The sequence below is a fragment of the Legionella drancourtii LLAP12 genome, assembly GCF_000162755.2.
In the GTDB taxonomy this organism is placed as follows: domain Bacteria; phylum Pseudomonadota; class Gammaproteobacteria; order Legionellales; family Legionellaceae; genus Legionella; species Legionella drancourtii.
This window is the reverse complement of sequence record NZ_JH413816.1, coordinates 22434-34892: the sequence shown is the minus strand read 5'-3', so window position 1 is coordinate 34892 and position 12459 is coordinate 22434. Positions and strand designations below refer to the sequence as shown.

Here is a 12459-nt window from a genome sequence, read left to right as displayed (position 1 = left end):
TATAGCCAAGTCTTGCTCGATGATGGCTGTAGTTAATTCATAGATGATATTACTACTCTTCTCCATATTGTAAAACAAGCGAATTAGGCGTGATACTCTGCCAGGCTCTATTTCAATGAGCCTACTCAAGCACGCCGCGCCATTTAATTCTTTAAACAATAGCATCATCTCAATTGGAGCCAAAGTTCTAAGCAATGCTTCCATACCGAGCAAGTTCAGTATGGTGTCTATCAAATAGCTTTCTCCATTTTCAATTGCCTCTAAAAAGCAAGTTTTTGTTAGTTCTTGGCGGCTGTGTTCTTGCAACTTTTGCAAGAAGTAAGTAAGCAAAAACTGCGATTTCTCAGTTGCTGCGTTAGTAGTTTTATTCGTTACTACGTCGTTTTCTATGTAGGCGACAATCTCCGCCCTCATACCCCGTAATTTGATATAACTGAGAGTGGGCACGAGCACAAAGCGTTGTAATTCTTTATTCCAAATAACTAATTTAAGTAAATCAACCCTGGTTCTTTTTAAAAGCGCGAGCGCCTCAAGATTATTGTTTTCGAGGGCGATGAGTAGTGGTGATTGGCTTGCGTCATTTGCTTTATGGATATTGCCAAAAGGAATCAAGAGCTCGACTATTGGAAGCGCATAGCCTTTTTTTAAAGCCTCAATCACCAATTGATTGGCATCATTCTTATAGCTAAGCGGATAATTGCGGGAGAGCAGGGCAAGAAATCCCTTAAAAAAGGTTACCACTTGCTCTTGTGTATGTTGTCCTGTCTCTAACAGACTATGTAAGCGCTCAGTCATTTTGCTAACAATTAATTCACGATGTTCATTAGATAGTTGCAGGTGTTGATATTCTGGAGGTAACTCAAACTTTAATCGGCACTTGAAAATGTAAAGAAGAGCCTCAAAAAATTCAAGATTAGTTTTAAAATCACTTGTATGTTCTACATGATAAATAAACAATTTACAAAGATTGTTCGCATGGGGATCCTTGATGGTAAAAAGGCAAACGAGCATGATTGCATATATGTTATAAATATTTTTTTGCTTTCCTTCGAGTAGCATGAGCAGAATTAATTTGGGACAATCAAATTTTTCGAGTAATTCCCAATTAGCCTGCGCAGTATTTTTTTCAAGATGAAAAGTTAAGGGGCGTAGTACTTCTAAGATCATTGCCGGTTGATCGTGTAGGAAAAAATGGCGCAAATAAGAGGTTGCGGGTATCCCAGGAAGATCTGCTAGATTCTTAATCGTGTGCATTAATTTATATTCTTGTTGATCGTTCAATTCAATTTCGGTCGCGATCCTAAGCAAGGTATTGAGGCGAGTATTATCATCAATTAAAAGAGGCTTGGTTGAGGCGCTTACTTTGCCATTTTCACGGATAAGACTAGCCCCTGTATCTACTGATGGCGCTGTGCCTGCCGATGGCTCTCGTCTCGCTCGTTTATTGGTTTTGGCTTTGTTGTCTTGATTTATTGCTGATACGGGTTTTTTTCCCGCCAAGGTTTTACGTTTTTTCTCTTTAGGCATAGTGATCTTTAATTACAAAAATTAACCTATTGTAGTCAATAATCCTTAAGATATGATTAAATAAAGAACAGATGTGTCGTTTTTTTTAATAAATCTTTAGTATGTGGCGGTATTAAAGATCGGCGCCATTGCTTTTCTTATCCATTGGCCGTGTGTTGCCATATGGTATGTTTATAAAGCATTAACTCTTGCAATAGTTTGATTTTAAATATAAAAAGACAACATATTACGTCTTTCAGTAGACTCTAAGTAAAATTTTCTCATTGCAGGATATATTTATGCATTCAATTGATTTACGTAGCGACACAGTAACCAAGCCTTCTTCGGCTATGCTAACAGCAATGATGAAGGCTGAGGTTGGTGATGATGTGTTTGATGAGGATCCAACGGTTAAAAAACTTGAAGCAATGCTTGCTGAGCGAGCAGGTATGGAGGCCGCGATTTTTGCTCCGAGCGGTACCCAATCGAATTTATTAGGGATTATGGCGCATTGTGAACGCGGAGATGAATACATCGTTGGTCAAACCGCACATACTTATTTGTGGGAAGGGGGCGGGGCTGCTGTGCTTGGTAGTATTCAACCGCAACCGTTGGATTTTGAAAAAGATGGCAGCTTATCGTTATCTAAAGTGGATATGGTGATTAAACCCATTGATAATCATCATGCGCGTACCAAACTCCTTTGCCTTGAAAATACTACAGCAGGTAAAGTATTGCCGCTTTCCTATCTGGCGGAGGTACAGGCATTTTGCCATTCCAAGGGGTTAAGCAGTCACCTTGATGGGGCACGAGTTTTTAATGCTGCAGTGAAACTTAATGTTGAATTAGATATTATTAGTCGTCATTTTGATTCCGTCTCCATTTGTCTTTCTAAAGGATTAGGCGCACCAATAGGTTCTGTTTTATGTGGTTCGCAAGAAATAATTCAAAAAGCAAAAAGATGGCGGAAAGTATTGGGTGGCGGTATGCGTCAAGCGGGGATTATTGCAGCTGCCGGCATTTATGCTTTAGAAAATAACGTTACCCGACTTAAAGAAGATCATGAGCATGCAGCTTTACTTGCGCAAGGATTGGCTGAGGTAGGCGATCTTGCTGTAGATCAAGAATCATTACAGACCAATATGTTCTTTATCAAAGTGGGCGAAAACTACCCAAAATTGCGGGCTTATCTTGCTGAACGCAGAATTATTTTTCCCCAAAAGCCGAATAAAATGGGGTTTATCCGTCTTGTAACTCACTGTAATGTTGCGTATGCAGATATTGAGCAAGTTCTTTCTGTGATTAAAGCATATTACCACTAAAATAATTAATTCATAGGGCGTGTTATTAAGGAGTAGTCTATGGCCCGTGCCGTGATTCATGCTTCTTAAGTCATTGTTAAAGAACATATCATGGATATAATAAAAATAGGATTTTACCGCTATGTTTGAAGCCGTTATTTTTGATTTTGATGGGGTGATTCTCGACAGTGAGCCGATTCATTATGAGGCGTGTTGTGCTGTACTTGGCGCATTAGGGATAAAGCTCAGTTATACGGAGTTTATGGCACATTATCTTGGTTTGGCAGATAAAGATATGTTCCCCAAATTGTTGCACGATAAGGGCTTTCATTTTTCGGCTGATGAAATTAAGCAGTTGATTCAGCAAAAGGAGAATGTTTATACCCATATTATTAGTAGTCGTGAATACTTACCGCTAATTGCTGATTTTGAGCAATTTATCTTTAAAATAGCCTTCACGGTGAAGAAAATTGCGATTTGCAGCGGTTCTAGCCGTAATGAAATCACTGCAGTTCTTTCCAAAGTAAGACAAGGAAAATTGCAAGCGTACTTCAACATTATTGTAACCGCTGAGGATGTGAGCATAGGCAAACCGTCGCCGGAAGGATATTTATTAACTGCCAAACGTTTACAGGTCTCGCCTTCACAGTGTTTGGTTATTGAGGACACACTGCATGGCGTAAAAGCAGCCAAGGCTGCCGGGATGCAAGTAATTGGTTTATTAACCACTTATAATCGACAAGAATTTTTAATCGCTGACCGGGTGATAAGCGGTTTTCGGAAATTGTTATAAAGGATATTAATGAAGTGTCTAAGTGAGATCCAAACGCAATTAAAAGAAAAAGCCAAGCCTGTAAGTGTCAATACGGCGGTATTTTTTAAACAAAGCCCAGTAGTTATGCAGCGCATGATTAGTTTATGAATATTGAAAAATTGTCACCTGCAGAACGAACTGTCTATCTTATCCAGAAAGGTGCAGTATAGGTGGCGATTGAAATTTACGGATGAGCTAACCAATCTTTATTAAGTTAGGGCAAAGCGACAATAAATTGGATTACAGTTTAGCACTAGGCATATTTTTTTCAATTTCTTTAGAAATAAGTGCTTCTTGAGCAAAAAAGCTTCGATAAATGGGATTGATTCCCAAACTTAAAATATCGGTTAGTTTTTGGATAAATGAGCGTTCCGACCAGTCTGGCTGATTCTCTTTACAGATTTTAAGCGCTGCCCTGGCTTGTTCTAGCATCTCTTCATCTAAATAGCTTTTTCCTTGTATTTGTTCATGGAGTTGCGCAATTGCTTCATAGCGCTTAATTAATTTTGTTTGTTTTGCTGATAGGGTCTTCGTATCGGGTATCGTTAATGAACGATTCGCGGTAACAGATATGTTTTCTTTAGCTAATTTATTGATTAACAGATCGTGGTAATCACTGACATAATATCTTGTTTTAAAGGTGTTTCTTTTTTTTACTTCATTATCTAAGCCTTGAAATATAGTAACGAGTAGTGCCGTGGTTTGCTGAATTTTTTTTGTCGTTTCTAAATCATTACTTTGATAATCGAGTAACGATTGATAAAGTAAATTAATTTTTTCCAGTGATGATTTTTTAAGCAATTGGTCATTATCTTTTAACTTGGAAATGATGTTTTCTGGTTTTTCAGCGCGCTTCTTAATACTGTTCTCACCAAGAGTAAGATATTCAGCAACATCTTGAGATGATTGTTCAATGAAATTTTTTACCTTTGGGCTAAGCATAGGTACCTGTTTTTTTTTCATTGCTAAGAGTTCTTTCTTATTGAACTGGGTCAATAATGTAAATGTTTTTTTCATTTTTTGTAATTAAATGGCCGCTTGGTATAAATATAGTTCACTATGGTAATAAAATGTTGACCTAGATGCAATAGATTATTAACTTAATAAGAGGAGGTTGTTTTTTTTCAATAAGTTAGGAGAGCATTTATTTATTAGAATAATGTATAGCCGGTGTTTGGTTGTTTTTATAAGGGCGTTGTTTTTTTCATAGGTAGTTCAGTGAAATGATGTTATTGCGACGAGCTGAATTACCAATAGACAAACAGATGATTTTTGCTCAGATTATGAGGAAGAAAACAAGAAAGTAATACCTTATAGTAATGAGACTTTTTTATCTGAGGTTCGCAAAGTTTTAATGTCTTCTCTGATGGACGACTACAGTGGGGCGAATTTGCGAGCTATCAGGCACATATTTAAAGTTGTTTTGGGTCTTGTCACTAGGTAACAATAGCGCTTCAATATTTTGAGTATTAAGCTGTTCCTTCGCTTGTTTATAACCTTCATCGGCGATTTCATTAAATCGTTTAAAATCAAGCATGGCAAATTTATCCATATTGAAGGAAAGGCAATTATCTGCCATGCCTGTCATTTTTTCTGTATTTGGATGAGAACTAGTGGTTAATAAGTGCTGAACTAACTCACCTAAATTTAAGGGTAAAATAGATTCTTTGCCCATAAATTTGTTATAAAGCAACTTCCAGCCTGACAGCGAATAGGGCAGGGGATTTAATTTGAACAGGGTATTATTCTCGATATTGGCGGCAATAATTTTACTACTGTGTGAGTACTGACGCATGACATCAATAGGAATATTATTAAGCATACTCCTATCAAGGAGCAATTTGTCATCAAGAGATACAGGCGGGTAAATAAAGGGTAATGAAATACTGGAACGAATCGCTTCCCACAATAATCCACGATCATGAACATATACATTTTGGCTGATTAAATCAGTCGAAACGCATAAATAGTTAAGCCATAAATCTTCGATTTGATTATGTTCACCATAAATATTGATAAGAGCGCGATTTATCCTTGTTCCTGATGTACTTGAAATATCAGGAAACGTCAAATCAAATTTTGAACCTTTGACTAAGTAACGGTTAACCATTGATAAGACTTCTTGAGCGGTATGTCCCATAGCAAAGGCGGCTGCAAGCATGGCACCCATGCTGGTACCTGCGATGTAATCTATAGGAATTTTTAGTTCTTCCAATAGCTTATAAACACCAATATACGCAAGGCTACGTGCTCCATTACCACTAAGTACTAAGGAAACCGTATTGTCTGTAAAAATACGCATTATGCGTGCGATACCTGCTTCTGTATTCGCTCGAACATGATAATGATTGTTGATTTTACGTTTTTGTAACCAAGATTGACTGTTTTTAGGGGATGCTGTACTGTTATGCAGGAGCACTAAGATGTTGCGTTTGATAAAAAAATTTTTATTTTCATCATTAATGTACTGTTCTACTTCAGAACAGCTAAAGTCATTGGATTCTGCCTGTGCTAAAAATGCTAATGAATCCGCTTGGCGTATACAAAATTTGCTCCATGCGGTAACCGTTGGATCTGCCAGATAAAAAATAAAAGAATAGTGTTCTTCTTGTTGGTTAACCCATAAAATGCCGTCCTGATTCAGATTGCCATTTTCATTGAGAAAATGTTTTTTTCTTAAAATACAATCGCTGGTTAATAAAAGAATTTTTTCGCCATAAGGGAATTTGCGCATCATTTCTTGTAATTGATTTTCAAGATCCGGCATGGGTCTGATTGGAATTAAGGCAATTGATTTATTACGTGTAATTGCCGGACGAGCTCCTTGTAGGGATTTAGTTAATCGTTTGATGGTAAATTGCGTTATTTTATTAAGTAATTCAGGATAAGTATGGCTTAATTCCAAAAATTTTTCTTTGGATAATTTGAGGATAATGCTGTCACGCATCGTATAGACATCAGCGGAACGCGCCAGATCGGAGATAAGAGCCATTTCACCAATAATCGCGCCTTCATTGAATTCACCGTGAAATGTGGTATTCCCAGAATTATCAGTTACCTTATAGTAAAGACGACCTTTGATTAGAATATATAAATCCCCCAGGATCTCTCCCTTTTTAATGAGCAGAGAGTCTCCTTGATGAGCTTCAGTTTCTAATGCTTTGGCAACGTTTAATAAGCATGCATCACTCAATTGATTAAATGGTTCATGTTTCTTTATGAAGTCATAAATTTGTTTTGGTGAGAAGAAAATTGATTTCATAGGAAAATATCCGTATTTTATTCGTCCTGTATATATTATAGCTCTCTTTTGGCTGGAGTTGTGTTTATCCCTGGTGAAAAAGGAAAAAATGGTGAAGCGGGCTTATACTTTAGGTGCGTAGTTTTTCATGATCCGACGGAATGCTACGAGAATGTTTGTGGGGCACTGAATGTGCTTGATGAACGTGAACAAAAGGCATCAGTGTCAAAGGAGCAATAATTATATCAGCTTGACAAACTTAAATTTTACTTTCTAAAATGCAAAGGCCAAATAATTATTTGGCCTCCGATAATAAACTTAAAAGGAATTAACCAATGAACAAAATTAAAATGACTGGTGTTGCTTTAGCCGTTGGCGCTGCTTCGATGTTTGCTTTGGCTCCAGCGTTTGCTGCTGATGAAGCTTCTTCTGCACCAATGGTTCACTGTAAAGGTGGCAATGCATGTAAAGGACAAAGTGCTTGCAAAACTGCTGAAAATGCATGTAAAGGACAAAATTCTTGTAAAGGTAAAGGCGTTTCTCAAATGTCTAAAGAAGATTGCGAAAAAGCTGGTGGTACTGTTGCTGAATAAGGGCAATTTTTTTTATTCCGGGCATGCCGTACATGCCTGGTTTTTCTTAGGTTTGATATGGATATCTCCCAATATAAAGCACTACAAAAAATGCCTTTTCTAGGTTTTGGTCTTGGATTACGGCCTGATTATTATGAAGAAATTTTAACGCAAAAACCAGATTTAGATTGGTTTGAAATAGTAACTGAAAATTATCTGATTCCTGGTGGAAAACCATTGTATTATTTAGACAAAATACGTGCCAATTACCCAATTGTGATGCATGGTGTATCGCTTTCTTTGGGCAGCTCGGATCCTTTAGATATTGACTATCTACGGCAATTAAACGCTTTAGTCGCTCGGGTAGAACCGGCATGGATTTCTGACCACTTATGCTGGACCGGTGTGAATGGCATTAATGCCCATGATTTATTGCCGATTCCCTACACACGGCAAGCTGTGGCTCATCTTGTTGCACGCATTCAACAGGTACAGGATTTTTTAGGTCGTCCAATTTTAATTGAAAATGTGTCGAGCTATCTTACCTACAAACAATCGGAAATGACGGAATGGGAATTTATCTGTGAATTAGTGAAACACGCGGGTTGTTATATTCTATTGGATGTAAATAATGTCTATGTCAGTGCAATAAACCATCAGTTTGACCCGCTGGATTATATTCGGGCAATGCCTGCTGAACGTGTAGTACAAATCCATTTGGCTGGTCATGCTAATCATGGCGATTATGTTATTGATACTCATGATGCTGCGGTAATTCAGCCTGTTTGGGATCTGTATGCTGCAACTATTCAACATCTGGGCCAAGTATCAACCATGATTGAACGAGATGCCAATATGCCACCCTTAGCGGAACTCTTAGCTGAAGTTGAGGAAGCACGGCGAATTAGCACGGCGGTTTTATGTGCGGTGGAGTATATATGAGCAAATTGTTGCACCTACAAGAACAATTTCAAAAATTTCTCTTATCAGGTGAAGCTGAAATTTCTGACGCAATTGTGCAAACGAAGACAGTTTCGGTAGATACTCGTTTATCCATTTATCGTGATGCATATGGGCTAAGATTGATTGAAAGTCTTACGACTAATTATCCCTTTTTATATGCCTATCTAGGAACAGACGAATTTAATAAATTAGCGCAAGCCTATATTCTTGCCCATCCTTCTGCCTATCGTTCTATTCGCTGGTTTGGAGATGTCTTTGCTGATTTTGTAAAAAAATATTATCCGAGTAATCCCCATTTAGCTGAATTGGCTGATTTTGAGTGGAAAATGACACTGGCTTTTGATGCTGCTGATGCTGCAGTTGTTCGAGTTGATGATATGGCGGCGGTTCCTGTGGAAGCCTGGGCCAATTTGCAGTTTACCCTTCACCCTTCAGTGCAACGAATTAATTATTTTTGGAATGCAATTTCTCTTTGGCAGGCTTTAGCTTATGATGAAGCCTTACCTGAGTTGCAGCAAAACTCCGCGCCAATGGCTTGGATTTTATGGCGTTCACCAACATACCTGATTCAATTTTATAGTTTGGCTCAGGAAGAAGCATGGGCAGTGGATGCCTTGCTTCAAGGTGTGTCGTTTGCCGAACTTTGCGAGGGATTATGCCAGTGGCTTACACCTGAAGAAGTTGGCATACGCGCCGCTTCTTATTTAAAAGGGTGGATTCAGCAGGGTATGGTGTCGCAATTGCATATGCATTAAAAACATAGCCATTTAGAGCACTCGCAACATAACCCATATACAGATGATTATATCAATCACAAAGGTAAGCGGCAGCATCATGACTCAAGAAATAGTTAATAATGATTTTGTAGATAAGAAAAAAACTGCTTTCAGTACACCAAGAATATCGGATTCGGATGCGCTCATAACTATAGAAGCAAAACAAATAGATAACCCTGGTCTAGGTAACTGTGCTTTTTATGCTTTTGCGATTGGCTTAATTGAGATTATTCAGGAAGAAAAAATAGCATATGGTAGCCGCCGGCCTATGTTTAAACAATGGGTTGCTTTAGATCCTAGCATCAATACCGAGAAGCTATATGATGACATATGTAGTTTTGATTATAAAAAACCGAATAATAGATTACTGGATCAATTACAAAAATCATTAAGGCAAATAGTTTGTGATTGTACGCTTTCTGAATTACGTCAAGCCTGCGCTAGTTCTAGAGCGGTGAATGATTATAAGAAGTTGACTGCAACAAGTAGTTTTATGAATTTTTCTTTCTTATATTATGACAATTCAGACTGGATTGATCCTGAGTACAATGAATACGCGAATTTGCCAGATGTTAAAAAAGCTTTTGATGCACTTGAACAGAGGGCTCTAGAAAGAAAATCTCTTGAGCGTGATGAGCAATTAGAATTAAACGTATTAATTTCAGACGCATTAGGGCAAGCTGCTTTAAAATTAAAAACATTATTAAATGAAATATTAAAAACTGATGTAGCAAAATTAGGCGCATTAAAATCAGAAACAATAAGATTGCAGGATGCCATAATTAAAGCATTAACAGCACAAATGGAAATATTAACTCCAGATGGATTAGAAGCAGAAAAATTAACAGAATTAAAAGTAGACGTAGTAAGACTGCAAGAGGTAATTAATGATGCTTTAAGGGATGAAGCATTAAAAATAATACGTAATAATCCGTTAATAGTGGTTGAAGAGCATGAACAATTAACCTTAGCGCCAATATTTATGTCATTATTTTATGGTAGTGATGTAGACCTTAATTTGATCACGGCAGAAACCAAACCCAAAGCTGACTCAACAATTATCAAGGCAGCAAAAGTTATCACCCAAAATTATTTTTGGGGAACCCATGGGCATTTGAATCATCTGGGAAGTGTATTTGGTGTTAATTTGCATACATTAACTGAGGGTAACGCTAATTTTGTTTTTGTAGATGCTCCAGATCGCTACGTGATTACGGTTAATAATAAAAATAATGCTCATTGGACCACCATCGTTACTCAGGCGAAATCTGTATGCGCATTTTCTGGGGATGATGAAAAAACGACAAAAACACTTCATCAAGTTACGAAAATGGGTAAGCGTGCTGCAGAAAACAAAGTGTTTCCTAATAAAGTGAGGACGTCTGGAGAGTCTGCCAAGAAAACTGAACCAGCCAAAGTTGGAACCCCATCAAAAATAGTGAAACAGGAGTATGCCAATTCAACCAATAATTTGATGCGAGCTTCTTTAAAGGGGCAGGTCGCTAACGCGGTCAAAGAATATTGCAACTACAGTAATAGTATCTGGTTTTCTTTTTTCCATCGACATGGAGAAACTGGTCGTAATCGAGCTAAACGCTTTGGTGATAAATTGAGTGCATGTACCGATTATAATGAAGCAAAGAAAATCACGATTGATTTTCTAAAAGATAGAAAAAATGGAAATACTCATCCACATTCTTTTAGAACGATGCTCTTGCAAGAATTATTAACCAAGAATATGAGCGCGCCAGATTTAAAATTTCTTTCCCAAAATTTCAGTGCGCAATTAGATATATTGAAGACTCATCAGAATATAAAAACCAAATCCTTTTCGATGCTCTAGAAGAACGAACGTTAGACTGGTCTGTAAAGCAGCCTAGAGCGTCAAGCTAAGGGAAAAACGGCTTTGGATACGCTCCAAAACCGTTCGCATGATAGGCAGGGTTAAACGGGGCTATGATGCTAAATTCTAAGAGTATAATATCCAGATTAGATCAAGCCTTCTTTCTGCTTAATAAAGTAATGACTGGTGGCAATAAAGAAATAAAAATAATTCCATAAATAACAAGCGCAAAATTTTCTTTCACGACGGGAATGGAGCCTAAGAAATAACCCAGACTAAGCAGGCTTCCAATCCACAGAAATGCGCTGAATATATTGTATAAGGAAAAATGAAGTACTTTCATCGCCCCAATGCCGGCAACAAAAGGTGCAAAGGTGCGTATGATGGGCAGAAAGCGTGCGAAAATAATGGTTTTCCCTCCGTGCTTTTCATAAAAGACATGCGTTTCTTGTAAATGGTTTTTATTCAACAACCATGAGTTATTTGTGGAAAAGATCTTTGGCCCTAGAGCGCGTCCGATCAGAAAATTGATTTGATTGCCTAAGATGGAGGCCAGCAATAATAATAAAAATAAAATCCCTGCATTAAATGAATTATCTGATTGTGCGGCGATACTGCCTGCGGCAAATAGTAACGAGTCCCCAGGTAAAAAAGGCGTTACAATAAGCCCTGTTTCACAGAAGATCACGGCAAATAATGCCAAATAGGTCCAAAATCCATACGTGGAAACTAAGGTGTTCAGATAAACGTCAATGTGAAGGATGTAATCTAAGTAATGCATTTTATTCTCGCGCCTAGTGAAATTCCATATGCTTGCGCATTTTTACATATTTTATTCTCTTTTGTCGAACGATGAATTTAACCGAGAATGTGTTTCTGTCGAATAGAAGGATCTATAATCAAATTTTTCTATGTGTACCATGGGGGTATAATTAATATGAATACTTTATTCCATCTGGCATTTCCAATACATGATGTGGCCATAGCAAAAGACTTTTATCATCGTCAATTAGGATTTTCTTTAGGGCGAGAATCTGAACATGCTTTAATTTTGAACTTTTCTGAGCATCAACTTGTGGCTCATAAAATTGATGCTATTCCTCCGGTTCAAGAAGGTATTTATCCTCGGCATTTTGGCTTAATTTTTTCTGAGCTAGGCGAGTTTGAGGCGTTTATTGCACGCCTTCATGCACAGCAGGTTCCTTTTGAGATTCCGGTTAAAACACGATTTAAAGGTACGCGCATTGAGCATCAATCCTTTTTTCTCAAAGATCCTAGCAATAACTTGTTGGAGTTTAAACATTATCGTTTTGCTTCTGCTATTTTTGGCGAAAAAGACATAAGCCAAATTGGCGACACAAAATAAAGTTTTTATTATTAAGAATGGCTATGTGCCAGTTCCCTCGAGTTTGCAATTTATTTGAATATAATTCAGAGTAAAAT

Annotated in this window: 11 protein-coding genes; 7 read left to right on the top strand and 4 right to left on the bottom strand. The window is 37.6% G+C overall.

All coding sequences use genetic code 11. From position 1 onward, the window contains the following. Nucleotides 1-1527, bottom strand: a 1527-nt coding sequence (locus LDG_RS07005; protein WP_040534784.1) for a hypothetical protein, incomplete at its 3' end; no start/stop codon positions are given. Between the two features lie 278 nt (nt 1528-1805). Here LDG_RS07005 and ltaE point away from each other — a divergent pair. Together ltaE and LDG_RS06995 are read left to right on the top strand one after the other, a co-directional pair. After that, complete coding sequence (ltaE, locus tag LDG_RS07000) at nt 1806-2828, top strand: low-specificity L-threonine aldolase (protein WP_006870540.1); 1023 nt, start codon at nt 1806-1808, stop codon at nt 2826-2828. 121 nt (nt 2829-2949) lie between these two features. Continuing rightward, nucleotides 2950-3600, top strand: coding sequence for an HAD family hydrolase (locus tag LDG_RS06995; protein WP_006870539.1), 651 nt, complete (start codon nt 2950-2952; stop codon nt 3598-3600). Nucleotides 3601-3861: 261 nt separating this feature from the next. Here the strand turns inward: LDG_RS06995 and LDG_RS06990 are convergent, their stop codons facing one another. Together LDG_RS06990 and LDG_RS06985 are read right to left on the bottom strand one after the other, a co-directional pair. Beyond that, nucleotides 3862-4584, bottom strand: coding sequence for a hypothetical protein (locus LDG_RS06990; protein WP_040534783.1), 723 nt, complete (start codon nt 4582-4584; stop codon nt 3862-3864). A 388-nt stretch (nt 4585-4972) separates the two neighbouring features. Next, on the bottom strand, nt 4973-6883 hold the full coding sequence (locus LDG_RS06985; RefSeq protein WP_006870536.1) for a cyclic nucleotide-binding and patatin-like phospholipase domain-containing protein: 1911 nt from the start codon (nt 6881-6883) through the stop codon (nt 4973-4975). A 314-nt stretch (nt 6884-7197) separates the two neighbouring features. Here LDG_RS06985 and bufA2 point away from each other — a divergent pair, with 314 nt between their 5' ends. From bufA2 to LDG_RS06965, 4 genes are all read left to right on the top strand, one after another. Next, nucleotides 7198-7455: a BufA2 family periplasmic bufferin-type metallophore gene (bufA2, locus tag LDG_RS06980; protein WP_006870534.1), complete on the top strand. Its 258-nt coding sequence runs from the start codon at nt 7198-7200 to the stop codon at nt 7453-7455. Nucleotides 7456-7512: 57 nt separating this feature from the next. Beyond that, entirely contained in the window at nt 7513-8376 is an 864-nt protein-coding gene (gene bufB, locus LDG_RS06975) for an MNIO family bufferin maturase (RefSeq protein WP_006870533.1), read from the top strand. Then, nucleotides 8373-9152: an HvfC/BufC N-terminal domain-containing protein gene (locus LDG_RS06970; RefSeq protein WP_006870532.1), complete on the top strand. Its 780-nt coding sequence runs from the start codon at nt 8373-8375 to the stop codon at nt 9150-9152. Before bufB ends, LDG_RS06970 begins: the two co-directional genes overlap by 4 nt. Nucleotides 9153-9231: 79 nt before the next feature. Beyond that, a complete protein-coding gene (locus LDG_RS06965; RefSeq protein ID WP_006870531.1) occupies nt 9232-11016 on the top strand; it encodes a hypothetical protein in 1785 nt (594 codons plus the stop codon). Between the two features lie 151 nt (nt 11017-11167). Here the strand turns inward: LDG_RS06965 and LDG_RS06960 are convergent, their stop codons facing one another. Continuing rightward, entirely contained in the window at nt 11168-11797 is a 630-nt protein-coding gene (locus LDG_RS06960; protein WP_040534782.1) for a DedA family protein, read from the bottom strand. A gap of 156 nt (nt 11798-11953) precedes the next feature. Between LDG_RS06960 and LDG_RS06955 the strand changes: the two genes are divergently transcribed. Further along, complete coding sequence (locus LDG_RS06955; protein WP_006870529.1) at nt 11954-12382, top strand: VOC family protein; 429 nt, start codon at nt 11954-11956, stop codon at nt 12380-12382. Nucleotides 12383-12459: the final 77 nt, after the last annotated feature.